Annotated in this window: 21 protein-coding genes, 5 tRNA genes and 1 pseudogene; 19 read left to right on the forward strand and 8 right to left on the reverse strand. The window is 71.4% G+C overall.

Annotated elements, in window-relative coordinates; all coding sequences use genetic code 11:
* Nucleotides 1–39: 39 nt before the first annotated feature.
* Together ACFYX4_RS24555 and ACFYX4_RS24560 are read right to left on the reverse strand one after the other, a co-directional pair.
* Nucleotides 40–453, reverse strand: coding sequence for a roadblock/LC7 domain-containing protein (locus ACFYX4_RS24555; RefSeq protein ID WP_130443512.1), 414 nt, complete (start codon nt 451–453; stop codon nt 40–42).
* Nucleotides 454–462: 9 nt separating this feature from the next.
* Nucleotides 463–4,272 carry a nitrate- and nitrite sensing domain-containing protein gene (locus ACFYX4_RS24560; RefSeq protein WP_389337193.1) on the reverse strand — a complete coding sequence of 1,270 codons (3,810 nt, stop codon included), beginning with the start codon at nt 4,270–4,272 and terminating at the stop codon, nt 463–465.
* Nucleotides 4,273–4,898: 626 nt separating this feature from the next.
* Here ACFYX4_RS24560 and ACFYX4_RS24565 point away from each other — a divergent pair.
* The 9 genes from ACFYX4_RS24565 to ACFYX4_RS24605 all read left to right on the forward strand — a co-directional run bounded on the left by ACFYX4_RS24565 (nt 4,899) and on the right by ACFYX4_RS24605 (nt 8,916).
* Nucleotides 4,899–5,078: a hypothetical protein gene (locus ACFYX4_RS24565; RefSeq protein WP_389337196.1), complete on the forward strand. Its 180-nt coding sequence runs from the start codon at nt 4,899–4,901 to the stop codon at nt 5,076–5,078.
* Between the two features lie 141 nt (nt 5,079–5,219).
* Nucleotides 5,220–6,005 carry a fumarylacetoacetate hydrolase family protein gene (locus ACFYX4_RS24570; protein ID WP_389337199.1) on the forward strand — a complete coding sequence of 262 codons (786 nt, stop codon included), beginning with the start codon at nt 5,220–5,222 and terminating at the stop codon, nt 6,003–6,005.
* Nucleotides 5,998–7,482 carry a glutamate--tRNA ligase gene (gene gltX, locus ACFYX4_RS24575; RefSeq protein WP_389337202.1) on the forward strand — a complete coding sequence of 495 codons (1,485 nt, stop codon included), beginning with the start codon at nt 5,998–6,000 and terminating at the stop codon, nt 7,480–7,482. The genes ACFYX4_RS24570 and gltX overlap by 8 nt, the downstream gene beginning before the upstream one ends.
* Nucleotides 7,483–7,579: 97 nt before the next feature.
* Entirely contained in the window at nt 7,580–8,311 is a 732-nt protein-coding gene (locus ACFYX4_RS24580; protein WP_389337205.1) for an HAD family hydrolase, read from the forward strand.
* A 90-nt stretch (nt 8,312–8,401) separates the two neighbouring features.
* A tRNA-Gln gene (locus ACFYX4_RS24585) sits at nt 8,402–8,473 on the forward strand.
* Nucleotides 8,474–8,515: 42 nt separating this feature from the next.
* A tRNA-Glu gene (locus ACFYX4_RS24590) sits at nt 8,516–8,588 on the forward strand.
* Between the two features lie 62 nt (nt 8,589–8,650).
* Nucleotides 8,651–8,723: transfer RNA gene (locus tag ACFYX4_RS24595), tRNA-Glu, on the forward strand.
* Nucleotides 8,724–8,743: 20 nt separating this feature from the next.
* Nucleotides 8,744–8,815 (forward strand) — tRNA-Gln (locus tag ACFYX4_RS24600).
* A gap of 28 nt (nt 8,816–8,843) precedes the next feature.
* Nucleotides 8,844–8,916 (forward strand) — tRNA-Glu (locus ACFYX4_RS24605).
* A 198-nt stretch (nt 8,917–9,114) separates the two neighbouring features.
* Here ACFYX4_RS24605 and ndgR read toward each other — a convergent pair.
* Nucleotides 9,115–9,831, reverse strand: a complete 717-nt coding sequence (ndgR, locus tag ACFYX4_RS24610; RefSeq protein ID WP_015036427.1) for an IclR family transcriptional regulator NdgR — start codon at nt 9,829–9,831, stop codon at nt 9,115–9,117.
* A 189-nt stretch (nt 9,832–10,020) separates the two neighbouring features.
* Between ndgR and leuC the strand changes: the two genes are divergently transcribed.
* From leuC to ACFYX4_RS24630, 4 genes are all read left to right on the forward strand, one after another.
* Nucleotides 10,021–11,451: a 3-isopropylmalate dehydratase large subunit gene (gene leuC, locus ACFYX4_RS24615; protein WP_389337209.1), complete on the forward strand. Its 1,431-nt coding sequence runs from the start codon at nt 10,021–10,023 to the stop codon at nt 11,449–11,451.
* Between the two features lie 6 nt (nt 11,452–11,457).
* Complete coding sequence (gene leuD, locus ACFYX4_RS24620; protein WP_389337212.1) at nt 11,458–12,051, forward strand: 3-isopropylmalate dehydratase small subunit; 594 nt, start codon at nt 11,458–11,460, stop codon at nt 12,049–12,051.
* Nucleotides 12,052–12,327: 276 nt separating this feature from the next.
* Complete coding sequence (locus tag ACFYX4_RS24625; protein ID WP_389337215.1) at nt 12,328–12,558, forward strand: hypothetical protein; 231 nt, start codon at nt 12,328–12,330, stop codon at nt 12,556–12,558.
* 137 nt (nt 12,559–12,695) lie between these two features.
* The gene (locus ACFYX4_RS24630; RefSeq protein ID WP_389337218.1) at nt 12,696–13,349 is read left to right on the forward strand and encodes an HU family DNA-binding protein; all 654 of its coding nucleotides are present in this window, start codon (nt 12,696–12,698) and stop codon (nt 13,347–13,349) included.
* A 130-nt stretch (nt 13,350–13,479) separates the two neighbouring features.
* Here the strand turns inward: ACFYX4_RS24630 and ACFYX4_RS24635 are convergent, their stop codons facing one another.
* Both ACFYX4_RS24635 and cofC read right to left on the reverse strand, forming a co-directional pair.
* Nucleotides 13,480–13,683 carry a hypothetical protein gene (locus ACFYX4_RS24635; protein ID WP_389337221.1) on the reverse strand — a complete coding sequence of 68 codons (204 nt, stop codon included), beginning with the start codon at nt 13,681–13,683 and terminating at the stop codon, nt 13,480–13,482.
* Nucleotides 13,684–13,692: 9 nt separating this feature from the next.
* A complete protein-coding gene (gene cofC, locus ACFYX4_RS24640) occupies nt 13,693–14,331 on the reverse strand; it encodes a 2-phospho-L-lactate guanylyltransferase (RefSeq protein ID WP_389337224.1) in 639 nt (212 codons plus the stop codon).
* Between the two features lie 156 nt (nt 14,332–14,487).
* Here cofC and ACFYX4_RS24645 point away from each other — a divergent pair.
* From ACFYX4_RS24645 to ACFYX4_RS24655, 3 genes and pseudogenes are all read left to right on the forward strand, one after another.
* A pseudogene (locus tag ACFYX4_RS24645) lies at nt 14,488–15,258 on the forward strand (lysophospholipid acyltransferase family protein); the annotation flags it as partial.
* A gap of 191 nt (nt 15,259–15,449) precedes the next feature.
* A complete protein-coding gene (locus ACFYX4_RS24650) occupies nt 15,450–16,460 on the forward strand; it encodes an NAD(P)H-dependent glycerol-3-phosphate dehydrogenase (protein ID WP_389337227.1) in 1,011 nt (336 codons plus the stop codon).
* 58 nt (nt 16,461–16,518) lie between these two features.
* The gene (locus tag ACFYX4_RS24655) at nt 16,519–17,676 is read left to right on the forward strand and encodes a D-alanine--D-alanine ligase family protein (RefSeq protein WP_389337230.1); all 1,158 of its coding nucleotides are present in this window, start codon (nt 16,519–16,521) and stop codon (nt 17,674–17,676) included.
* 16 nt (nt 17,677–17,692) lie between these two features.
* On the opposite strand, the gene ACFYX4_RS24660 is transcribed toward ACFYX4_RS24655, so the two are convergent.
* Nucleotides 17,693–18,175: a DUF3515 domain-containing protein gene (locus ACFYX4_RS24660; protein ID WP_389337234.1), complete on the reverse strand. Its 483-nt coding sequence runs from the start codon at nt 18,173–18,175 to the stop codon at nt 17,693–17,695.
* A gap of 20 nt (nt 18,176–18,195) precedes the next feature.
* Nucleotides 18,196–18,429 carry an Lrp/AsnC family transcriptional regulator gene (locus ACFYX4_RS24665; protein ID WP_389337237.1) on the reverse strand — a complete coding sequence of 78 codons (234 nt, stop codon included), beginning with the start codon at nt 18,427–18,429 and terminating at the stop codon, nt 18,196–18,198.
* A 229-nt stretch (nt 18,430–18,658) separates the two neighbouring features.
* Here ACFYX4_RS24665 and ACFYX4_RS24670 point away from each other — a divergent pair, with 229 nt between their 5' ends.
* The gene (locus ACFYX4_RS24670) at nt 18,659–19,624 is read left to right on the forward strand and encodes a thiamine-phosphate kinase (RefSeq protein WP_389337240.1); all 966 of its coding nucleotides are present in this window, start codon (nt 18,659–18,661) and stop codon (nt 19,622–19,624) included.
* Nucleotides 19,621–20,427: a bifunctional hydroxymethylpyrimidine kinase/phosphomethylpyrimidine kinase gene (gene thiD / locus ACFYX4_RS24675; protein ID WP_389337243.1), complete on the forward strand. Its 807-nt coding sequence runs from the start codon at nt 19,621–19,623 to the stop codon at nt 20,425–20,427. Before ACFYX4_RS24670 ends, thiD begins: the two co-directional genes overlap by 4 nt.
* Before the next feature lie 121 nt (nt 20,428–20,548).
* Here thiD and rpmB read toward each other — a convergent pair whose 3' ends face one another.
* Nucleotides 20,549–20,734 carry a 50S ribosomal protein L28 gene (rpmB, locus tag ACFYX4_RS24680; protein WP_003993230.1) on the reverse strand — a complete coding sequence of 62 codons (186 nt, stop codon included), beginning with the start codon at nt 20,732–20,734 and terminating at the stop codon, nt 20,549–20,551.
* A gap of 256 nt (nt 20,735–20,990) precedes the next feature.
* On the opposite strand from rpmB, the gene ACFYX4_RS24685 reads away from it, so the two are divergent.
* Nucleotides 20,991–22,751 carry a DAK2 domain-containing protein gene (locus tag ACFYX4_RS24685; RefSeq protein ID WP_389337246.1) on the forward strand — a complete coding sequence of 587 codons (1,761 nt, stop codon included), beginning with the start codon at nt 20,991–20,993 and terminating at the stop codon, nt 22,749–22,751.
* Nucleotides 22,752–22,760 lie beyond the last annotated feature (9 nt).

Consider the following 22,760-nt stretch of genomic DNA (forward strand, 5'->3'; position numbering starts at 1 on the left):
CGGACGGTGATTTCGTGAGGGGGGTGGTACCGGGGACGGTCAGTGGAGCAGACTGCCTTGGAGCTCGGCACGCAGGTCGGGCGTGAGCACCGCGCCCGCCCGGTCCACGAGGAGTGCCATCTCGTAGCCGACGAGGCCGATGTCGCACTCGGGGTGCGCGAGGACGGCGAGGGACGAGCCGTCCGAGACGGACATGAGGAAGAGGAACCCTCGCTCCATCTCGACGACCGTCTGGGATACCCGGCCGCCCTCGAAGATCCGGGAGGCGCCGGCCGTGAGCGAGGTGAGCCCCGACGCGACGGCCGCGAGCTGGTCGGCACGGTCGCGCGGGAAGCCCTCGGACATCGCGAGCAGAAGCCCGTCGGCGGACACGACGACGGTGTGGGACACCCCGGGGGTGTTGTCCACGAAGTTGGTGATCAACCAGTTCAGATTCTGGGCCGCCTGGCTCATCTGGCTCAACTAACGCTCCTGCTGGTGAGTGGGGCTCGGGAAACTGCCGGCCGAGCCGTTGCCGGCTTGACGACCCTGCGCGATGCCCCGACGAAGATTGGTCAGCCGTCCGCGTACGTCGTCAGGCGCACGCGAGACCTGCGGACCGGTTTGGTGCTGTTGCTGCTGTGCCGTGCCCGGGACGAGGTTCGCCCGCGGCACCCGGCGCGGCAGGCCGGACGTGGTGACGCCGCCCGCGGCCGGCTGCCGGACGCGCTCGGCCTGACGGACGAGTTCGTCGTTCGGCGAGGTGCGCCACGAGGAGGTCGTGGCGGCCGTGGCCGCGGGACGCTGGGGAGCAGCCGGAGCCTGCGGCTGCTGTTGCTGCGGCGCCGGGGCCGAGCCGTTGCCGTTGCCGCCGCCCTGACCGTGGAACCAGTTGGTCTCCAGGGTGTCGTAGAGCGGGGTACGGCCGTCACCCGGGCCGGCGGCCGGCGGCAGCGCCTCCGGCTCGGGGCGCGTGGCGGGACGCGGCGGGACCGGCTGCTGCTGTGGGGCGCCGTAGCCGTTGCCGCCGTTGCCGTTCTGGGGCCGCTGGAACTGGCCCGTGGACGCGGGGTCCTGGCGGCCGGGCAGGGAGTGCTGCCTGGTGGAGTTGTCGTAGCCGGGCGAGGCGAACTGACCGGTGGAGCCGTTGTCGTAGGCCTGCGGGGCCTGCGGAGCGGCGAACCCGCCCGGGCCCGCCGGGGTGTTCTGGCCGCCCGGGGCGCCGAAGACGTCCGAGCGGACGTAGCCGTCCTGCTGGCCGCCCGCGTCCGGGGCCGGGAACTGTCCCGTGTCCTGGCCGCCGTTGACGGCCGGGTAACGGCCCGTTCCCTGGCTGCCGTTGACCGCCGGGAACTGACCCGTGGGCTGGCCGCCCGCGCCGGGACGCGCGAAGTCGGCGGGACCGGCCGGTCCCTGGCGCTCCTCGATCCGGGGGATCGCCGGTATCTCGGCGGTGGAGCCGGGACCCTGGCGGTCGTCGATGCGCGGCATCTGCGCGGTCTGCGCGGCGTCCGGCTCGTCGTGGCCGCGCGGGGCGTCCAGCGGGGTGCGCGCCATCGGGGACCGGGGGGTCTCGTCGGCCCAGTTGGTGCCGCTCGTGCCGCGCGGCTGCGGGTTGCCGCCCGGCAGCTCGGCGCGCGGACCGCCGCGCGGCGGCAGCTGCGGCTGACGGCCGCGGCCGCCCTGCTCGGAGCGGTTGTCCTGGGGGCGCTGCGCGGACGGCGGACGTCCGCCGCCGAACAGGTCCTGGCCCTGGGAGGGCGCGCCGGGACCGGCCGCCTGGAGACCCTGCGGGGCGCCCGGGGCCTGCCCGCCGAAGCCGGCGCCGGCCGGAGCCGGGCGGCCCTGCTGGGGCGAGCCGGGGGACTGCGGTCCGCGCGGGGCGCCGGGACGGCCACCGCCGTCACGGCCGGGCAGCGCGGCCCGGGGACCCTGACCGGCGGGCAGCCGGCCGCCGCCGCCGGGACCGGCGCCGAGGGCGCCGCCGCCGGCGGGGGCTCCGCCGAGCGCGCCGCCCTGCTGACCGCCCTGACGGCGGGCAGCAGCGGCGCCCGCGGCGGCCTGCGCGGCGGCGGGACCGCCGGAGGTGCCGCCCTGACCGGGCTTGGGCTGCGGCTTCTTGCCGCCCTGGGCGACGTCGACGGGCAGCATGACCAGCGCGGTCGTGCCGCCGGAGTCGGACGGGCGCAGCTGGATGCGGATGCCGTGCCGCTGCGACAGACGACCGACCACGAAGAGGCCCATGCGTCGGGAGACGGAGACGTCCACGGTGGGCGGCGAGGCGAGCCGCTCGTTGATCGCGGCGAGGTCCTCGGGGGAGAGGCCGATGCCGGTGTCGTGGATCTCGATCAGGACGCGGCCGTCGGGCAGCGCGTGACCGGTGACCTTGACCTTGGTCTGCGGGGAGGAGAACGAGGTGGCGTTCTCCAGCAGCTCGGCGAGCAGGTGCACGAGGTCGTTGACCACGCGGCCGGCGACCTCGGTCGTCGGCACGGAGGCCAGCTCGATGCGCTCGTACTGCTCCACCTCGGAGGCGGCGGCGCGCAGCACGTCGACCAGCGGGACCGGGCGGGTCCAGCGGCGGCCGGGCTCTTCACCGGCGAGGACGAGGAGGTTCTCACCGTTACGGCGCATGCGGGTCGCGAGGTGGTCGAGCTTGAAGAGGGAGGACAGCTGGTCCGGGTCGGCCTCGCGGGACTCCAGTTCGGAGATGAGCGAGAGCTGACGCTGGATGAGGCCCTGGGAGCGGCGCGAGAGGTTGGTGAACATCGCGTTGACGTTGCCCCGCAGCAGGGCCTGCTCGGCGGCGAGGCGGACCGCCTCGCGGTGCACGTCGTCGAAGGCCGCGGCCACCTGGCCGATCTCGTCCCGGGAGTGCACACCGACCGACTCCACGGACGTGTCGACGTCCTGCGGGTCGGACTCGGACAGCTGCTTGACCAGCTCGGGCAGGCGGTCCTGGGCGACCTTGGTGGCGGTCTCCTGGAGGCGGCGCAGCGAGCGGATCATGGAGCGGGCGACGACGAACGCGCCGACCAGCGACACACCGAGGACCAGCAGGATCAGCGCACCGGAGACGATCGCCTCCTGCTCCGACTCGGCCCGCAGCTCACGGGCCTTCTGCTCCATCTGCTCCAGCAGCGTGGTCTCGATGTTCTTCATCTGCTGGATCTTGGTGGTGCTGGCGTCGAACCAGTCCTGGTACGACCGCCTGTCCAGCGAGCTGAGGCCGGAGGCCGAGCTGAGGGCGCGGGTGGCGTAGGTGTCGGCGTCCTCGATGGTCGGGCTGCCCTGCTCGATGGGCTCCAGCAGCTCCTCGGCGCCGTCGTCGCCGTAGATGCTGCGGAAACTCGCGAGCTCGGAGTCCTGGTTCTGGAGGGCGGCGTCGGCGTACTGCCGGTCGTTCTCGTTGAGCTTGCCGAGCTGGGTGTTGCTCGCCGGGAGCGCGGCCGACAGGACGGCGCGCTGGACGGAGGCGTACTCCTTGGCGGAGGAGAAGGCGGCCAGGGCGCGCGTGCGCTGGATCATCTCCGGGTTGCTGGTGGCCTGCGCCATGTCCTGCGACAGGTCGAGCAGCGAGGTGATGAGGCGGTGGTAGCCCTCCACCGTCTGGGTGGAGTTCTGCTGGTCGTCGTAGGCCGACTTGCGGATCTTGGCGAGGTTGCCGAGGTCGCCCAGGAGACCCACGAGGCTGTCGCGGACGCCCTGGAGGTTGCCCTCCGAGCTGGAGGCGTCGATCTCCTCGGAGGCGTCGCTGAACGCGGTCAGCGTCTGGTCGGTCTTCTCGCGGACGCCCTTGACCGTCGCGTCCGTCTCCTTCGCGCCGTGGGCGAGGGGACCGGCGGACTTGTCGCGCTCCTCCTGGAGGCGGCTGGCCAGCTCGGTGGCCTGCTTGGTCATGTCCGTCAGCAGCCGCATGTTGTCGAGCTGCTGGATGTCCTCCATGGACTGGTTGATGCGCAGCGTGCCCAGCGTCGTGGCCGCGACCACGGGCAGGGTGAGCAGCGCGACCAGACGCGTGGAGATGCGCCAGTTGCGCAGGGCCACGCGGGAGCCGGGGCCGGGGGAGGCGGCCGAGGGCTTCACGGTCGGGGTCTGGGGAAGGGGGCCCGTCGATCCCGACGACGATGCCGCGGACGCGCCGGGGCGCCCGGGGCGCTCACCGCCGTCGCCGGAGGCCGGGCCCGGGTTCTGGGCGTGCTGGGGCGAGGAGCTGCCGGCCATGGGGCCAGTCCCGCCGTGCGGCTCCGGCTCCGCCGAAGCGCTGCCATCCCTCTTGAAACGTCCCTGCACTAGCGTCGCAACCTCTGGACCAGGCGCCCCCCGCGTGAACGGAAGGACGGTGTCGGTGTGTTGAGGGGTGCCCTGAATGCGCCCCTCTAACGGTCGTGATTGACCGGCGCTGGCTCCCCCTGTCTCGCCGCCGCTCGGCGCTGCTGTGCGCCCCTGCGCGCCGGCTCGATTCCGCGGCGGTCCGTGAGATTCCAGCACAGTGCCGGATCTCCAACAAGGCTTGTTGGCCGGGCTGTGACATGAGTGACAGTCCGTGAGGGGTGAATTACCGCATGTAGAAAGTGTTCTCTCGCAATGCGGACAAAGAGGGGCGAAGCTCTGGGGTGCGGGACGTGTCCCAGTCGCCATGATCAGGAGCGGAATGCACGCTTCAGTGAGGCAATGTCCGTTTCTTTACGCAGGGGGGTGGGCCTGAATTGACCGAATTGGGTGAGGATTCGTGAGCAAACTCACACGCCGATCATGAGACCTTCACGCGTTCACCGGGAATCGCGTGTTTAGCCTGAGTCTTTACAGATATGGCAAATCCGACAAGCCGCGCCCGCGCGGGGGCCCGTTGCCGCCCCTCCCGGCGCCCGAGCAGAACAGGGCTACGTACACCAGTGAAGACGATGAAGCTCGCGCCGATGTTCCACAAGATCGCAAACCCGCGGCGCACCACGCTGGCGCACCTCACGGACGCCGACGAGCTGCGGCTCCCCGAACAGCCGGAGCACGCCGTCGAACTCCCGGCCCAGACTGCCAACCCCAAGCGCACCATCCTCAACGAGGTACCCGTCGCGGCGTTCGCCGCCTCCGCGGAGTAGTACGCGCGCCGGCCGCCGGATGCTCAAGGCGGCAGCCCACGCAGGGCATCGGATGTCAAGGGCGTCCCCGACCGGGGGCGCCCTTCCGCGTTAGCCTGGACCGTCAGACTCCCGCCAGCTCAGCAAGGGGCCAACCAACCCGTGCGCATCGCCAGGTTCTCCATCGACGGGAACGTCGCCTTCGGCGCGGTCGAAGGCGACAAGCCGGACGAGCTCGTCCTGAACATCATCAAGGGCATCCCGTTCGCGGAACACGAGCTCTCCGGCACCCGGGTGCCGCTGAGCAAGGTCCGGCTGCTTCCGCCCGTGCTGCCGAACAAGGTCGTGGCCTTCGGCCGCAACTACGCCGAGCACGCGCGCGAACTCGGCCACGAGGTGCCCGACACCCCGTTCGCCTTCTTCAAGCCGTCGACCTCCGTGATCGGCCCCGGCGACGACATCCAGTACCCGTCGTTCTCCCAGGAACTGCACCACGAGGCCGAGCTCGCCGTCGTCATCGGCCGCATGTGCCGCGAGGTCCCGCGCGAACGCGTGGCGGACGTCGTCCTCGGCTACACCTGCGCCAACGACGTCACCGCACGCGACGTCCAGCGGCGCGAGAAGCAGTGGGCCAGGGCCAAGGGCTTCGACAGCTCCTGCCCGCTCGGCCCCTGGGTGGAGACCGGCCTGGACCTCAAGACCGCGTCCGACCTCACGGTCCAGCTCACGGTGAACGGCCAACAGCGCCAGCTCGGCCGCACCAGCGAGATGATCCACTCCATCGAGGATCTGATCGTCAACATCACCGAGGCCATGACGCTGCTCCCCGGCGACGTGATCCTCACGGGCACCCCGGCAGGGGTCGGCCCCCTGGCTGTCGGCGACGAGGTCGCCGTCACCATCGAAGGCATCGGCACTCTCACCAACAAGGTTGTCAAGCGTGGCTAGCGCACCCGCCTCCCCCGTACGCGTCCGATTCTGTCCCTCGCCCACCGGCAACCCCCATGTGGGCCTGGTCCGCACCGCCCTGTTCAACTGGGCGTTCGCCAGGCACCACCAGGGCACGCTGGTCTTCCGCATCGAGGACACCGACGCCGCCCGCGACTCCGAGGAGTCCTACGAGCAGCTGCTCGACTCGATGCGCTGGCTCGGCTTCGACTGGGACGAGGGCCCCGAGGTCGGCGGCCCGCACGCGCCGTACCGCCAGTCGCAGCGCATGGACCTCTACAAGGACGTCGCCGCCAGGCTCCTGGACGCCGGCCACGCCTACCGCTGCTACTGCTCCCAGGAGGAGCTGGACACCCGCCGCGAGGCCGCCCGCGCCGCCGGCAAGCCGTCCGGCTACGACGGCCACTGCCGCGAGCTGACCTCCGAGCAGGTGGCGGAGTACGAGGCCCAGGGCCGCGCCCCCATCGTCCGCTTCCGGATGCCCGACGAGACGATCACCTTCACGGACCTGGTCCGCGGCGAGCTGACCTTCACCCCGGAGAACGTCCCGGACTACGGCATCGTCCGCGCCAACGGCGCCCCCCTCTACACGCTCGTCAACCCGGTCGACGACGCCCTCATGGAGATCACCCACGTCCTGCGCGGCGAGGACCTGCTCTCCTCCACCCCGCGCCAGATCGCCCTGTACAAGGCGCTGATCGAACTGGGCGTCGCCAAGGAGATCCCCGCCTTCGGGCATCTGCCGTACGTGATGGGCGAGGGCAACAAGAAGCTCTCCAAGCGCGACCCGCAGTCGAGCCTGAACCTCTACCGGGAGCGCGGCTTCCTTCCCGAGGGGCTGCTCAACTACCTCTCGCTGCTGGGCTGGTCGCTCTCCGCCGACCAGGACGTGTTCAGCACGCCGGAGATGGTCGCGGCCTTCGACGTCACCGACGTCAACCCGAACCCGGCCCGCTTCGACCTGAAGAAGTGCGAGGCGATCAACGCCGACCACATCCGGCTGCTCGAGGTGAAGGACTTCACCGAGCGCTGCCGCCCGTGGCTGAAGGCCCCGTTCGCGACCTGGGCGCCGGAGGACTTCGACGAGAGCCGCTGGCAGGCGATCGCGCCGCACGCGCAGACCCGTCTGAAGGTCCTCTCCGAGATCACCGACAACGTCGACTTCCTCTTCCTCCCCGAGCCCGTCTTCGACGAGGCGAGCTGGGCGAAGGCGATGAAGGAGGGCGCGGACGCGCTGCTCACCACGGCCCGCGAGAAGCTGGAGTCGGCCGACTGGACGTCCGCCGAGTCCCTCAAGGAAGCGGTCCTGGCGGCCGGCGAGGCCCACGGCCTCAAGCTCGGCAAGGCCCAGGCCCCGGTCCGCGTCGCCGTCACCGGCCGCACGGTCGGCCTGCCCCTCTTCGAGTCCCTGGAGATCCTGGGCAAGGAGAAGACCCTGACCCGCATCGACGCGGCCCTGACGAAGCTGACGCCGTAACGCACACACGCGTGAGGGGCGGCAGCCGGACACCCGGCTGCCGCCCTTCGGCGTTCGTTCACACACACACCGTGCCGGCCCGCGATACCGTCGGGGCATGAGCATTCGCGCCGTGGTGTGGGACGTTGACGACACTCTCTTCGACTACTCGAGCGCGGACCGCGAGGGTATGCGCCGGCATCTGGACGCCGAGGGGCTCCTGGCCGCGTACTCCACGCCGGAGGCCGCCATCGTCCGGTGGCGGGAGGTCACCGAGCAGCAGTGGCGGCGCTTCGAGGCGGGCGACGTCACCTTCGAGGGCCAGCGCCGCGAACGCGTCCGGGTCTTCCTGGACCGGGAGCTGACCGACGCGGAGGCCGACGACTGGTTCCGGCGTTACATGGCTCACTACGAGGCCGTCTGGACGCTCTTCCCCGATGTGCTGCCCGTCCTGGACGCGCTCGCCACCAGCCACCGGCACGCGGTGCTCTCCAACTCCAGCATCCACGTCCAGGATCGCAAGCTGCGCGTCCTCGGCGTCCACGACCGCTTCGAGGCGATCCTGTGCGCGGCCGAGCTGGGCGTCGCCAAACCGCAGGCCGCCGCCTTCCTCGCGGCCTGCGAGGCGCTCTCGCTGCCCCCGCACCAGGTGGCGTACGTCGGCGACCACCCGGAGATCGACGGCCAGGGCTCCGCCGACGCCGGACTGCTCTCCGTGTGGGTCGACCGCCGCGGCGGCACGGCCACCGTCGAACTCCCCTCCGGACGGCACCGGATCGCCGGCCTGTCCGAACTCCCCGCGATCCTCGGCGCGGATACCCGTTTTGGAGCGCAGTCCACCTTCGGGTAATGTTCTTCCTGCGCCGCCGGGGAGCGGGCCGAAAGGCCGGAAACCGGGGGAGCGAACTAGAACAAGATCCCTCCGGGATCGGCGTTCCAGTGGCCTATGGTGTAATTGGCAGCACGACTGATTCTGGTTCAGTTAGTCTTGGTTCGAGTCCAGGTAGGCCAGCTCGCAGAGCTCATCTGCAACCGTGGAGATCGACTCCACAAAGCCCCCGTTGTGTAGCGGCCTAGCACGCTGCCCTCTCAAGGCAGTAGCGCCGGTTCGAATCCGGTCGGGGGTACAGATCCTTCCCGCGAGGATGGTCAGGGTAGCTCCCGCCAGTCTTGACGCAGGATCGCTAGGGCCCCCGTTGTGTAGCGGCCTAGCACGCCGCCCTCTCAAGGCGGTAGCGCCGGTTCGAATCCGGTCGGGGGTACGGACTGGTCTAAACCACATTGGTCTATGGTGTAATTGGCAGCACGACTGATTCTGGTTCAGTTAGTCTTGGTTCGAGTCCAGGTAGACCAGCTCGGACCTGCGGAAACGCAGTGTCCAGGCCCCCGTTGTGTAGCGGCCTAGCACGCCGCCCTCTCAAGGCGGTAGCGCCGGTTCGAATCCGGTCGGGGGTACAAGAAATACCAGACGATGGCTCTTCGTCTCGGCCGATGCGCTGAGGTGGGGGGCCATTTTCGTTGTGCCCGCGTCGTGTCGTACGGCGGGTGTCGCGGCCCGGCTCGGCCCGGCTCTGCTCCGTGGGAGGGGTCGCTCCGTGGGAGTGGTCAGGGCCTGCCGCGGCGTTGAGGCCGGCCCTGAGGTTGCTTGATCGGTCAGCCGGTGCGGCGCAGGGCCTCGGAGAGGCGGGCCGCCGCGTCGATCACGGCCTGGGCGTGCATCCGGCCGGGGTGGCGTGTCAGACGCTCGATGGGGCCGGACACCGAGACCGCGGCCACGACCCGGTTCGACGGGCCGCGCACCGGCGCGGAGACGGACGCGACACCCGGCTCCCGCTCGCCGATGGACTGGGCCCAGCCCCGGCGCCGTACGCCCGACAGGGCCGTCGCTGTGAAGCGGGCGCCCTGGAGGCCGCGGTGGAGGCGCTCGGGCTCCTCCCAGGCCATCAGGATCTGAGCCGAAGAGCCCGCCTTCATCGTGAGCGTCGAGCCGACCGGGACCGTGTCCCGAAGGCCGGACAGGCGCTCCGCCGCGGCGACGCAGATGCGCATGTCGCCCTGGCGGCGGTAGAGCTGCGCGCTCTCGCCCGTCACATCACGAAGGTGGGTGAGCACCGGGCCGGCGGTCGCGAGAAGGCGGTCCTCGCCCGCCGCGGCGGCCAGTTCGGCCAGCCTCGGGCCGAGGATGAACCGGCCCTGCATGTCACGCGCCACCATGCGGTGGTGTTCGAGAGCCACGGCCAGCCGGTGGGCCGTGGGCCGTGCCAGTCCGGTCGCCGCGACCAAGCCCGCGAGGGTGGCCGGACCGGACTCCAGAGCGCTCAGGACAAGGGCTGCCTTGTCCAGAACGCCGACGCCGCTACTGTTGTCCATGAAACGATATTCCCGTCTCACTCTGTGAAACGCAAGTTCATTTTCCCGTGAGACGCGCAACCCTTGGAGACACAGCGGCCCGCAGACCAACGGGCCCGGTGGCGGGTGCCCGGGAACTGGGGCGAGGGCGCCGCCTCCACAAGATCTCTAGTTGGGCCGGTGCGACTCTTGCCGGCCGGAGGGAAAGCGATGGGTAGGACACTCGCGGAGAAGGTCTGGGACGACCACGTCGTCCGGCGCGCCGAGGGCGAGCCCGACCTCCTCTTCATCGATCTGCACCTGCTGCACGAGGTGACCAGCCCGCAGGCCTTCGACGGACTGCGCCAGAACGGCCGCCCGGTGCGCCGCCTCGACCTCACCATCGCCACCGAGGACCACAACACCCCGACCCTCGACATCGACAAGCCCATCGCCGACCCGGTCTCCCGCGCCCAGCTGGAGACCCTGCGCAAGAACTGCGCGGAGTTCGGCGTCCGGCTGCACCCGCTGGGCGACGTCGAGCAGGGCGTCGTCCACGTCGTCGGCCCGCAGCTGGGGCTGACGCAGCCGGGCATGACCGTCGTCTGCGGCGACTCCCACACCTCCACCCACGGCGCCTTCGGCGGACTGGCCTTCGGCATCGGCACCTCGCAGGTCGAGCATGTGCTGGCCACCCAGACGCTGCCGATGTCCCGCCCGAAGACCATGGCCATCACGGTCGACGGCGAACTGCCCGACGGCGTCACCGCCAAGGACCTCATCCTGGCGATCATCGCCCGCATCGGCACCGGCGGCGGCCAGGGCTATGTCCTGGAGTACCGCGGCCCCGCCATCGAGAAGCTCTCGATGGAGGCGCGGATGACCATCTGCAACATGTCCATCGAGGCGGGCGCCCGCGCCGGCATGATCGCCCCGGACGAGACCACCTTCGCGTACCTCAAGGGCCGCCCGCACGCCCCCGAGGGCGAGGACTGGGACGCGGCCGTCGCGTACTGGAAGACGCTGAAGACCGACGAGGACGCCGAGTTCGACGCCGAGGTCGTCATCCAGGCCGCCGAACTCTCCCCGTTCGTCACCTGGGGCACCAACCCCGGCCAGGGCGCGCCGCTTTCGGCGGACGTCCCCGACCCCGCTTCGTACGAAGACGCTTCGGAGCGCTACGCCGCCGAAAAGGCCCTGGAATACATGGGGTTGGAGGCCGGGCAGCCGCTGCGCTCCATCGGCGTGGACACCGTCTTCGTAGGTTCCTGCACCAACGGCCGTATCGAGGACCTGCGGGCCGCCGCCGACATCGTCCGGGGCCGCAAAGTCGCCGACGGCGTACGGATGCTGGTCGTTCCGGGCTCCGCGCGCGTGGGCCTCCAGGCCGTCTCCGAGGGCCTGGACATCGTCTTCAAGGAGGCCGGCGCCGAGTGGCGGCACGCGGGCTGCTCGATGTGCCTCGGCATGAACCCCGACCAGCTGGCCCCGGGTGAGCGCTCCGCGTCCACCTCCAACCGCAACTTCGAGGGCCGGCAGGGCAAGGGCGGTCGTACGCACCTGGTGTCGCCGCAGGTCGCGGCGGCCACCGCGGTCCTGGGCCACCTGGCCTCCCCGGCCGACCTGTCCGACGCCGCCACCGCCACGCCCGCTGGAGTCTGATCAGTCATGGAAGCATTCACCACGCACACCGGCCGGGCCGTCCCGCTGCGCCGCTCCAACGTCGACACCGACCAGATCATCCCTGCTCACTGGCTCAAGAAGGTGACCAGGGACGGGTTCGAGGACGGGCTGTTCGAGGCCTGGCGCAAGGACGAGTCGTTCGTCCTCAACCGGCCCGAGCGGCAGGGCGCGACCGTCCTGGTCGCCGGCCCCGACTTCGGCACCGGCTCCTCCCGCGAGCACGCGGTGTGGGCGCTCCAGAACTACGGCTTCAAGGCCGTGATCTCCTCCCGCTTCGCCGACATCTTCCGCGGCAACTCGCTGAAGAACGGCCTGCTCACGGTCGTCCTGGAGCAGAAGATCGTGGACGCGCTGTGGGAGCTCACCGAGAACGACGCGACCGCTGAGGTCACGGTGGACCTTGAGACGCGTGAGGTCCGCGCCGAGGGCATCACCGCCTCCTTCGAGCTCGACGAGAACTCCCGCTGGCGGCTGCTGAACGGGCTGGACGACATCTCCATCACCCTCCAGAACGAGGGCGACATCGCCGCCTACGAGGCCAAGCGCCCGTCGTACAAGCCGCGGACGCTCAAGGTCTGACCCGCAGGTCCCGCCCGTAGTGCGGGCGTGGTCGAGATCCGGCCACCGCGAAACCCCTCCGTACCCCCGATCGGACCGATCGGGGGTACGGCCGTTTCCGAACCCGTCGCGCTCGGCGAACCTTCGCGGTTCCTCCCAACTTCCCACGTTACGGCGGTGGTTGCCGGGGTACGCGAGGAGTGTGGACGCGATCTCCACGGATGCCCGGGCGGCCGTCCGAGGCAGCAGTTGCCCCCTGGGCGGGCGACAACTCGCCCCAGATGGCACAATCTGTGCATGGAACACGACGGCCAACTCGAGCTCTATACGGCGGTCGCGAACCAACTCAAGGAAGCGCACGCAAGAGTGCGCGCACTGCAAGTCCCGGAGGGCGTACGGATGGCGCTGACCCGGAAGCTGCTGGTCATAACGGCCGCGGCCAAGCACGATCTCGCCGACGCGACAAGGCGGCTGGGGCGGTTCATGGCGGACCTCGATCAGGGGCGAATGCCTGAAGAGGATCGCTGATCGCCTCCGGAGCAGCCGAGTTCGTTGCGGCACAAGGGTGATTAGCCCGTTTCGTGTTTGATTTGCGGTATATATCTGCCTAACGTGCGAAAAAGCTTGAACACTTTCGTTCTGGCGATGTCTCCGAAGGGGAAGACGTGAACAAGGCGCAGCTCGTAGAAGCGATTGCCGACAAGCTGGGAGGCCGCCAGCAGGCCGCCGAGGCGGTCGACGCGGTCCTGGACGCCATCGTGCGCGCGACCGTCGCCGGAGACCGGGTCTCGGTCACCGGCTTCGGTTCGTTCGAGAAGGTCGACCGTCCGGCGCGTTACGCCCGCAACCCCCAGACGGGCGAGCGGGTTCGGGTCAAGAAGACGTCCGTGCCGCGCTTCCGCGCCGGCCAGGGCTTCAAGGACCTGGTGAGCGGCTCGAAGAAGCTCCCGCGCGGCGGCGAGGTCGCCGTCAAGAAGGCCCCCAAGGGCAGCCTGAGCGGCGGCGCGACGGCGACGGTCAAGAAGGCCGCCGCGAAGAAGGCCACCACCAAGGCGGCCGCGAAGAAGACCACCACCGCGAAGAAGACGACGGCGGCGAAGAAGACCTCCGCCACCGCGAAGAAGGCGACCGCGAAGAAGACGGCCGGCAAGACCGCCGCCGCGGCGAAGAAGACCGGCGCCGCGAAGACGGCCACCGCGAAGAAGACGACGGCCAAGAAGGCCCCGGCGAAGAAGGCGACCGCCACCAAGGCCCCCGCCAAGAAGTCGACCGCGCGCAAGACCACCGCCAAGAAGACCACCACCGCCCGCCAGGCGTAAGGGTTCAGGGGCACTCACGCGCCGGGCCGGACTCCCTCTCGGAGCCCGGCCCGCGGCGTGTCCGGACGACCCGCGCCCTCGAAGGGCCGCGCCCGCACCGGGCGTCGGGTGTCCTCGGAAGGTCTTGACCTCAGAAGGTCTGGAGGGTCACGAGCGTGACCCGCCGCGCGTCCCCCTCGCCCTCGGTCTCGATCCGCACCCGCTGTCCGGGCCGCAGCAGCCTCAACCCGCCCGCGTCGAACGCCGACGCGTCGAAGGGAACCGGAGTGCCGTCGTCCAGCAGCACCTGTCCGCTGCGGCTGCCGGGGTCGTACGTGTATGCGGTGGCCTGCATGACGGCAGCCTACTGCCCGGGGATCAGCAGCCGCGCGGTCGCCGCGGCCGTGCGCGGCCCCACCCCCAGCGCCAGAGCGGCTCGCAGATCCTCCCCGGTGTCGACGTCCTGGCGGACGGAATCCACCGCGTCGAGAAGGAGTTCCGCGGCTCCGGAAGAACGGTGGCGCACCCGGGAATCCGGACCGAATGCGGGAAGCAATTCACGGCCGGCGATCACCGCGAGAAGGGTCGTCCCGATTGCGGCGGCGTCCGGAAGAAAAGCACGCGGGAATTCCCCGGCCGCGCCCAGGACCCGGGCCAATTCCGCTGGACGCAGTGCCGGCAGATCGGCGTTCAGCGCCGCGAGCGCGCTTTCGGGACGGACCGCCCGCACCGCGGCGGCCCCGTGCGCCAGAGCCCCGTTGAGACCGGTGCCCGGCTCGTCGGCGACGACGCGGGCGCCCAGCGCCGCCAGTTCGCGCCCGGCCAGGGCGTCGTCCGTGACGACTGCCACATCCCGCACCGCGGGGCAGGCCAGCGCCGCCGCCACCGTGTCCTGGGCGAAGGCGAGGGCGAGTCCCGGGCGCAGCTCGTCGGCCGCGGTGTCCGCGAGCCTGCTCTTGGCCAGCGCCAAGGGCTTCAGAGGTATGACCAAGCTCCACTGCACCGGTGTACCGTCCCTCTCTCGTCGCCGCCATTGTCACCCGGCCCCTCGGGCGCGACCTCGGTCGGGGCGTACGGTGTTCTCGACAGACGGGCGGCCCGGGGCGACACTTGTGCGGCCCCCGGGCGTCGTAGGGAAGTCCTAGAGGAAGGTGTCCGCGTGCCCCGCCGCAGAATCGGGTTCTGGTACCGCTTCGCTGCGGTCCTCTGCAAACCGCCGCTGGTGGTGCTGATCAAGCGGGACTGGCGCGGAATGGAGCACATTCCGGCAGAGGGCGGATTCATCACCGCGGTGAACCACAATTCGCACGTCGATCCCTTCGCATACGCGCACTATCAGTACAACACCGGACGAGTGCCGCGATTCCTGGCCAAGAGCGGGCTTTTCAAGAAGGGGTTCGTCGGCGCCGCGATGCGCGGCACCGGACAGATCCCCGTATACCGCGAGAGCACCGACGCCTTGAGCGCCTTCCGCGCCGCCATCGACGCCGTGGAGCGCGGCGAGTGCGTCGCCTTCTATCCCGAGGGCACCCTGACCCGCGACCCGGACGGCTGGCCGATGACCGCCAAGACCGGTGCCGCGCGCGTCGCCCTCCAGACCAGGTGCCCGGTGATCCCCGTCGCGCAGTGGGGCGCCAACGAACTCCTGCCGCCCTACGCCAAGAAGCCCCACCTCCTTCCGCGCAAGACGCACCACGTCCTCGCGGGCCCGCCCGTCGACCTGGCGCGGTTCTACGACGAGGAGATGACCCCCGAGCTGCTGAAGGAGGCGACGGAGGTCATCATGGCCGCCGTCACCCGCCAGCTGGAGGAGATCCGCGGCGAGAAGGCGCCCGCCACGCCCTACGACCCGCGCCGGGAGCGGATCGAGCAGCGACGCCGGACGCAGGAGCAGAACGAGGCGCAGTCGCAGGAGCAATCGCAACCGCCGGCGCAGCCGCAGACGCCGGTCCAGCCTCCGTCACAGACTCCGGCACAGACATGGGTGCAGACCCGCGCCCAGACGCACACCCACGCGCAACCGCAGCCGCGCGCACAGCAGCAGCGCGCCCAACCGCAGCCGCGCGCACAGGCACCGACGCAGACCGGTCGGCCGACCGTCCGAGAAGGGGAGAACGGCACGTGAGCAAGCCCGTCAAGGCGGCCGTGTTCGGCACCGGATCCTGGGGCACCGCCTTCGGGCGCGTCCTCGCCGACGCGGGCTGCGAGGTGACGCTGTGGGCGCGCCGCGCCGAACTCGCCGACGCGGTCAACTCCACCCGCACCAACCCCGACTACCTCCCCGGCGTCGAACTCCCCGAGAACCTGCGCGCCACCGCCGACCCCGCCGAGGCCGCGCGCGACGCCGACTTCACCGTCCTCGCGATCCCCTCGCAGACCCTGCGCGCCAACCTCGCCGAGTGGCGCCCGCTGCTGGCCCGGCACACCGTCCTCGTCTCGCTGATGAAGGGCGTCGAACTCGGGACGACCATGCGGATGAGCGAGGTGATCGAGGACGTCGCCAAGGTGGCGCCCGAGCGCGTCGCCGTCGTCACCGGGCCCAACCTCGCGCGGGAGATCGCCTCCCGGATGCCGGCGGCGGCCGTGGTCGCCTGCACCGACGAGCCCGTGGCGCAGCGCCTCCAGACCGCCTGCCACACGCCGTACTTCCGCCCCTACACCAACACCGACGTGGTCGGCTGCGAGCTGGGCGGCGCGGTGAAGAACGTCATCGGGCTCGCCGTCGGCATCGCGGACGGCATGGGCCTCGGCGACAACGCCAAGGGCTCCCTCATCACCCGCGGCCTCGCCGAGACCACGCGGCTGGGCCTGGCGATGGGCGCGGACCCGCTCACCTTCTCCGGACTCGCCGGTCTCGGCGACCTGGTGGCGACCTGCTCCTCGCCGCTGTCCCGCAACCACACCTTCGGCACCAACCTCGGCAAGGGCATGACCCTTCAGGAGACCATCGCGGTCACCAAGCAGACCGCCGAGGGCGTCAAGTCCTGTGAGTCCGTGGCGGATCTGGCCCGCAGGCACGGCGTCGACATGCCGATCACCGAGACGGTCGTCGACATCGTGCACGAGGGGAAGCCTCCGGTGGTCGCCCTCAAGGAGCTGATGTCGCGCAGCGCGAAGCCCGAACGACGCTGAGCGACCCCCCGAGTCGACGCTGACTCCGCGCCCTACCACCGGGTACCCTCAACCCGATATGAGCACCGAGAACCTCCCCCAGAGCCCCGAGCAGCCCGCCCGCAAGCCGCGCGTGGCCGTCGTGTTCGGCGGGCGCAGCTCCGAACACGGGATCTCCGTGGTCACCGCCGGCGCCGTCCTCAAGGCCATCGACCGGACCAAGTACGAGGTCCTGCCGATCGGCATCACCCGGGACGGCCGCTGGGCGCTCACCGCCGACGCGCCCGAACGCATGGCGATCACCGAGCGCCGCACGCCCAGCGTGGAGGAACTCGCCGAGTCGGCCGAGGGCGGCGTGATCCTCCCCGTCGACCCGGCCAACCGCGAAGTCGTCTACAGCGAGCCCGGATCGGTGCCCAAGGCGCTCGGCGAGGTCGACGTCGTCTTCCCGGTGCTGCACGGCCCCTATGGCGAGGACGGCACGCTCCAGGGTCTGCTGGAGCTCTCCGGCGTCCCGTACGTCGGCTCGGGCGTGCTCGCCTCGGCCGTCGGCCAGGACAAGGAGTACATGAAGCGGGTGTTCACCTCCTTCGGGCTCAAGGTCGGCCCGTACGTGGTGATCCGCCCGCGCGAGTGGGAGCAGGACCAGTCCGCGGCCCGCAAGAAGATCATCGACTTCGCGGGCGAGCACGGCTGGCCGCTCTTCGTGAAGCCCGCGCGCGCGGGCTCGTCGATCGGCATCACCAAGGTCGACGACCTGTCCGGGCTGGACGAGGCGATCGCCGAGGCCCAGAGCCACGACCCGAAGATCCTCGTCGAGGCGGCGCTCAGGGGCCGCGAGATCGAGTGCGGGGTGCTGGAGTTCGAGGACGGCCCGCGCGCCTCCGCGCCGGCCGAGATCCCGCCGCCGGACGCGCACGCGTACTACGACTTCGAGGCCAAGTACATCGACTCGACGCCCGGGATCGTGCCGGCCCCGCTGACCCCCGAGGAGACCGCCGAGGTCCAGCGGCTCGCGGTGGACGCCTTCGACGCCGCCTCCTGCGAGGGGCTGGTGCGCGCGGACTTCTTCCTCACCGAGGACGGCGAGTTCGTGATCAACGAGATCAACACCATGCCCGGCTTCACGCCGATCTCCATGTACCCGCAGATGTGGCAGGCGAGCGGCATCAGCTACCCCGAGCTGGTCGACCGCCTGGTGCAGGCGGCGCTGCGCCGCTCCACGGGCCTGCGCTGAGCCGTCGCGGCCCCGGTCAGTCGGCGATCCCCTCGGGGATCGCCTTCTTGATGGCCGGCGCCAGATCGATCAACGGCGCGGCGCCGTCCTCGGCGAGGGCCGCGGGCAGCGTCACCTCGACGTACGCCTGACGCAGCGAGGTCGTGCACCGGTACCCGCCGTCGTCCTGCTTCACCATCAGCCACCCCACGCCGTCCACCTCCCCCGAGTCGGCCTGCGTATCGCTCATCTCGGCGGGCCGTGCCACACCGCAGCGCAGTATGATCGCCGGGTCCCCCCAGCCCGCGGTCAGCGCGGAGGCGGGCTCGGGATCCCGGCGGCCCTGTCCGTCCACCTTCGACGGCAGTGCCGCGTCCAGGTTCCGGCACAGGTTCGCGGTCTTCGCCGCGGGACTGGGAACCGCCGCCGACGCGTTGTCGTCTGCCGATGAGCAGCCCACGGCGGCACAGAGCAGAACGAGGGCGGGCAGACACTTGCGCCGGCGACGGAAAAGATTCACCGGCCAAGCGTAGACGGGGGCTACAGATGCACGACCGGGCAGGTCAGGGTGCGGGTGATCCCGTCCACTTGCTGGACCTTGGCGACCACCAGTCGGCCGAGGTCGTCGACGGTGTCGGCCTGGGCCCGCACGATCACGTCGTAGGGACCGGTCACGTCCTCTGCCTGGACGACGCCGGGGATCTTGCCGATCGACTCGGCGACGGTCGACGCTTTACCGACTTCCGTCTGGATCAGGATGTACGCCTGTACCACGGAACCTCCAGGGCGGCCACGAGGATCATGTGGGGAAAAGGAACGCCACGGTATCGCGTCGCCGCTCGCCGCGGGGAGACCTACGGGGACCGCGGCCGCGCGCCGGGGTGCGGGCACGACAGAAGTCGGCGGTCACCTCGACCGTATCGAGGACACTGGTGACGCGCGACCGGGCATGGACAGCAGCACGCGACCGGGCATGGACAGCATCAGAAGGGGCGAAAGGGCAATGAAGGGCACTGTTGGTGAGCTCGGGGAGTTCGGGCTCATCAGGGAGCTCACCTCCCGTCTCACGACCTCCGCGGGGGTCCGGGTGGGCCCCGGCGACGACGCCGCCGTGGTCGCCGCCCCCGACCGGCGGGTCGTGGCCAGCACGGACATCCTGCTGGAGGGGCGGCACTTCCGGCGGGACTGGTCCACCGCCTACGACGTCGGCCGCAAGGCCGCCGCGCAGAACCTCGCCGACATCGCGGCGATGGGCGCCGTCCCGACGGCCCTGCTGCTCGGCCTCGTCGTGCCCGCCGAACTGCCCGTCACCTGGCCCACCGAGCTGATGGACGGCCTGCGCGACGAGTGCCAGGTCGCCGGCGCCTCCGTGGTCGGCGGCGACGTCGTCCGCGGCGACACCATCATGGTGTCGATCACCGCGCTCGGCGATCTGCGCAACCAGGAGCCCATCACGCGGGCCGGCGCGCAGCCCGGCGACCTGGTCGCGGTGACCGGCTGGCTGGGCTGGTCCGCCGCCGGGTACGCGATCCTCTCCCGGGGCTTCCGCTCGCCCCGCGCCTTCGTCGAGGCGCACCGCCGTCCCGAGCCGCCGTACCACGCGGGCCCGGCGGCGGCCGGACTGGGCGCGACCGCGATGTGCGACGTGAGCGACGGACTGATCGCCGACCTCGGGCACATCGCGGAGGCCAGCAAGGTCCGCATCGACATCCGCTCCGGCGCGATCGACATCCCCTCGCAGATGAACGACATCGGCCAGGCCGTCGGCGTCGACCCCATCCAGTGGGTGCTGACCGGGGGAGAGGACCACGCGATCGTGGCGACCTTCCCGCCGGACGTGAAGCTGCCGGCCCGCTGGAAGGTGATCGGCGAGGTCCTCAACCCGTCGGCCCTGCCCCAGGTGACGGTCGACGGGGCGCCCTGGACCAGCAAGGGCGGCTGGGACCACTTCGGGGACCTGGAGTCATGAGCGCGCCCGCCGCGCCCGCCCGGGTGCTGACGGTCGCCGGCTCCGACTCCGGGGGCGGGGCGGGAATCCAGGCCGACCTGAAGACGATGCTCGCGCTCGGCGTGCACGGCATGAGCGTGCTCACCGCCGTCACCGCCCAGAACTCCCTGGGCGTGCAGGGCGCTTGGGAGCTGCCGGTGGAGGCGGTGCGGGCCCAGTACCGCAGCGTGGTGGACGACATCGGCGTCCAGGCCGTGAAGACGGGGATGCTCGCCTCCGCCGAACTCGTCGAGACGGTCGCCGAGTTGCTCGCCGGCACGGACGCTCCGGCCGTCGTCGACCCGGTCGGCGTCTCCAAGCACGGGGACCCGCTGCTGGCGGCCTCGGCGCTGGACTCCGTCCGCACGAAGCTGCTGCCGGTCGCGACCGTCGCCACGCCCAACCTCGACGAGGTGGCCCAACTGACGGGCGTACGGGTCGAGTCGGAGGAGCAGTTGCGTGAGGCGGCGGACGCCGTGCTGGCGTACGGGCCGCGGTGGGTGCTCGTCAAGGGCGGCCATCTTCCGGGCGCGGCGGTCGACTTGCTCACCGACGGGAGCGTCGAGCACTGGCTGCGCGCACCTCGCTACGACAACCGGCACACGCACGGCACGGGGTGCACCCTCGCCTCCGCGATCGCGTCACAGCTCGCCAAGGGGCAGTCCGTCCCGGAGGCGGTGGCGGCGGCCAAGGAGTACGTCACCGGGGCGATCGCCGCCGGGTTCGCGCTGGGCGGGGGGATCGGGCCGGTGGACCACGGCTGGGGTCTCGCCCGGGGGATCTGAGCGCCCGGGGGATCTGAGCGCGTCCCGGGGGATCTGAGCGCGTACAGCAAGAAGCCGGTCCACCCGGAGGTGGACCGGCTTCATGCAGCGAACCGGCAGTGGCCGCGCGCTCAGCTGAGCGTCAGCGCGAGACCTTGCCGGCCTTGATGCACGAGGTGCAAGCGTTCACGCGCTTCGGCGTCCCGCCGACCACGGTACGCACACGCTGGATGTTCGGGTTCCAGCGACGGGACGTACGGCGGTGCGAGTGCGAGATGTTGTTGCCGAAGCCCGGCCCCTTGCCGCAGACGTCGCAGTTGGCAGCCACGGGTCACTCCAAAGACTTCAGATGCACTTACGGTTGATCCCGGCATGCCGGGATCAAGATCGGTGGGATCAGAGATCTGAGTGGCGGTGCCAGGGGATGGCCCGATACGGATCGGGCAACCGGAGCAGCATACAACGACTGCGCCAGTACAACGAAACTACCATGGCTGCTCAGGGGCCCCGCCCCGGCCTGCTTCCGGCGGACACCCGTCCAAGGTCTACGCTGCGTCCCAGTCCAGCAGCTCAAGGAGGCCCAGGTGCCGCAGGTGCCGCAGACATTCCTCGATGCTCTCGCGGTCCGCACCTGGTGCGGCCTGGCGCTGGGCGCGCTGGGGCGGGCGCGTGAGGAGATCGACGCGATCAACGTCTACCCGGTCGCGGACGGGGACACCGGCACCAACCTCTATCTGACCGTCGAGTCCGCGGTGACCGCCGTGGAGGCGGTGTTCGCCGGGCACGAGGTCGGCGCCGGGCACGAGGTCGGCGGCGGGAGCGGGACGTCCGACGGCGGTCCCTCGCTCGCGGACGCGGTGCGCGCGATGGCGCACGGCGCGCTCATAGGCGCGCGCGGGAACTCCGGGACGATCCTGGCGCAGCTGCTGCGCGGCATGGCGCAGGTGCTCGCCGTCGAGGGTGAGCGGCCTCACACGGACGCCGACGGGCTGCGCCTGGCGCTGCGGCACGCCGCCGACTCCGCCCGCCGGGCCGTGGCCCACCCGGTCGAGGGCACGGTCCTGTCCGTGGCGGCGGGGGCGGCCGACGCGGCCGGAGCGGCCGAGGGGGACTGCGGGGCCGTGGCCAGGGCGGCCTACCGGGGGGCGTGCGCGTCACTCGCCGTGACCCCGGGCCAGCTGGCCGTCCTGGAGCGCGCCGGGGTGGTCGACGCGGGCGGCCGGGGACTGGTCGCGGTGCTCGCGGCCCTGGTGGAGACGCTCACGGGCGAGGCCCCGGCGCCGCCCACGCGCAACGGGCTCGCCCCGCACACGCGCGTGGCGGCGCAGGACGCTCCGGGCGGGGTCGCGTCCGTCACAGATGCTCCGGAGGCCGCGCACTCCCCGGGCTCCGAGATCTGCGCGGACGGCAGCGACAGCGGCGGCCCCGCCTTCGAGGTCATCTACCTGCTGGAGGCCGAGGACGCGGCCGTGGACCGGCTGCGGCGGCGGCTCGACGCCCTGGGGGACTCCCTCGTCGTCGTCGGCGGCGACGGGCTGTGGAACGTCCACGTGCACGTGGACGACGCCGGCGCGGCCGTGGAGGCGGGCGTGGAGGCCGGCCGCCCCTACCGGATCCGCATCACGCACTTCGGCGTCGACGACGTCCACGCGCGCGGAGGCGAGCGTCCGCCCCGTGAGCGCGTCGAGCGGGCGGTCGTCGCGGTCGTGCCCGGCGAGGGCCTGGCCGGGCTGTACGCCGAGGCGGGCGCGACGACGGTCCTCGCCCGCCCCGGGGAGCCGCCCGCCAGCGGAGAGCTCGTCGACGCCGTACGGCGGGCCCACGCGCGCGAGGTCGTGCTGCTGCCCAACGACGCCGACCTGCGCCACACCGCGGCGGCGGCGGCCGAGCAGGCCCGCACGGAGGGCATCAGGGTCGCCCTCATCCCGACCCGCTCCGCGGTCCAGGGGATCGCCGCGCTCGCCGTCCACCAGCCGGAGCGCCGCTTCGACGAGGACGTCGTCTCGATGACGTCGGCGGCCGGCGCCACCCGCTACGCCGAGGTCGCCGTCGCCGAACGCCAGTCGTGGACCATGGCCGGCATCTGCCAGGCCGGCGACGTGCTCGGCCTGATCGACGGCGACGTGGCCGTCATCGGCGCCGACGTCACCGCCACCGCCGAGACCGTCCTGAACCGCATGCTGGCCGCGGGCGGGGAGCTGGTCACCCTCGTGCTCGGCGACGAGGCGCCCGACGGCGTCGCCGAGCGCCTGGAGGCACGGGTGCGGGAGGCGTACCTCGCCGTCGACACGGTGGTGTACCGGGGCGGACGGCAAGGCGCGCTGCTGCTGATCGGCGTGGAGTGAGCCCCTGCC

Origin of the sequence: Streptomyces sp. NPDC002328, assembly GCF_042890065.1 — a bacterium.
Lineage (GTDB): Bacteria > Actinomycetota > Actinomycetes > Streptomycetales > Streptomycetaceae > Streptomyces.